The sequence below is a fragment of the Rhizobium sp. SEMIA 4085 genome, from assembly GCF_013004495.1.
In the GTDB taxonomy this organism is placed as follows: Bacteria; Pseudomonadota; Alphaproteobacteria; order Rhizobiales; family Rhizobiaceae; genus Rhizobium; species Rhizobium gallicum.
The window spans coordinates 1-1,947 of record NZ_JABEPH010000613.1 but is presented as its reverse complement, the minus strand read 5'-3'; the positions used below and the strand labels follow the sequence as shown (position 1 = coordinate 1,947).

General features: G+C 59.1%; 1 protein-coding gene. It reads right to left on the bottom strand.

The genetic code is table 11. The features are described 5' to 3' along the window. Positions 1-1,605: type I secretion system permease/ATPase (locus tag C9413_RS31640; protein WP_170251474.1), on the bottom strand; the 1,605-nt coding region annotated here is incomplete at its 3' end. Positions 1,606-1,947 lie beyond the last annotated feature (342 nt).

Here is a 1,947-nt window from a genome sequence, read left to right as displayed (position 1 = left end):
CGCCAAAGCACTTGGCCGGTGAGCAATAACGATGGCAATGCCCTTGCGTGCCCGGATGCCTGCGATCGCCTGAGCGAGCGCTGCCTCGCCATCGCTGTCAAGGTTCGAGTTCGGCTCATCCAGGACGACAAGAAAAGGATCGCCATAGAGCGCGCGCGCCAGGCCAATGCGCTGACGCTGCCCGGCCGAAAGCATCGATCCGTTCTCGCCGATCTGGGTATCGAAGCCCTCGGGAAACTGCACGATCATCTCATAGACGCCCGCAGCTCTTGCCGCTGCAATGATTTTCTCGGACGGGGCACTTCTGTCGAAACGCGCGATATTTTCGGCAATGGAGCCTTCGAAAAGCGACACTTCCTGCGGCAGATAGCCGATCGACCGGCCGAGCGATGACGGGTCCCACTGATCAAGGGACGCCTTGTCGAGACGCACCGCGCCGCCGATAGGTTTCCAAAGACCGACGAGTCCGCGGGCAAGCGACGATTTTCCAGATGCGCTCGGCCCGATGACGCCGACGGCGTCTCCGGCCTCTGCCTTGAACGAGATACCGCGCAGTACCATCGTCCGGGTACCAGGAACGGCAATATGAAGCGCTTCCACGGACAGATTCGCGGTCGGTGCAGGCAGATCGACGTGCCGCTCCTCGGCCGGCAGCAATTCCAGATGCTTCGTCAGTCTGCTCCAGCTTTGCCGGGCGGCGACAAAGCCCTTCCATTGTCCGATTGCAAGCTCCACAGGTGCCAACGCCCTGCTGACGAGGATGGAACTTGCGATCATGATGCCGGGCGTCGCCTCTTGCCTGACGACCAGGATGGCGCCGACCGCAAGCACACCGGATTGCAGCATCATCCGAAGGACTTTTGAGATCGACATCAGACCGGTCGTGACGGTCGTCGCCGAGATATGATTGGCAAGATACCGGTTGTTAACCTCGGTCCATTTGGTGGCCAGCAACGACCCGAACCCCATGGCCAACACGGCTTCGGAGTTCCGCCGTGTCGCTTCGGCAAGATTCAGTCGCCGCGCGGAAAGCTCTGCGGCAATTTTTGCCGGTTTGCGGGACTTGAATTCGGCGAGTGCTGTAAGGCCTATCAACATCACCGCACCGGCGAGCGCCGTGACACCGATCCAGAAGTGAAAGAGAAAGCACAGACCGATGTAAAAAAGCATCCACGGCATATCGAACAGCGCCGTTGGCCCGGGGCCTGAGAGAAAACCGCGTACGGTATCGAGATCGCGGATCGACTGCAGACCGTCACCCGGCATTCGCATCCGCGAGGGCAATAGGATCAGGGAGTTGTAGACGTCGCCGCCCAAACGCTCGTCGACAGCGGCTCCGGCGCGCATCAAGAGCATCGAGCGGATAAAATCGAGCAATCCCTGGAAGATGAAGAGCGTTGCTGCGATGATCGCAAGCCCGGCAAGTGTCGGCAGGCTTCGGCCCGGAATCACCCGGTCATAGACTTGCAACATGAAGAATGAGCCAGTGAGCGCTAATATGTTGACAATGCAGCTCGTGGCTCCGACACCCAGGAAAGCGCGCTTGAGGGAAAAAAGCACCGCCACAAGGAAAGCCCGTGGTGGGCCGGATTTTTCGTTCGTCATGCAGCGCTCCGCGGTTGTATCACCGACACGAAGCGGGAGCCTTCGTGCAGGCCATTCAACATTTGATTCTCAGTTCGATGCTATTGTTATCATCCCATGCGATCGGCGTGTTCCCGTTAAAAAACTTTCTTTCGGTCTAAATTAAGGACCGCTTTACAGCGGACGCATCTGAATGGCCGATGTGCAGGAACGGGACGTGGCCGCGCATGCCTTGCGGACGATATTTTCACCCACTATCTCAGTCTCGGCGGTCGAGAAAATCAAGCCCCGGCCTGCAAATCCTGCTGTGGAGAAGGGAGATGGCCGACGCAAGTTGGCCCTGTTGGCCGCCTACGGGGTGCG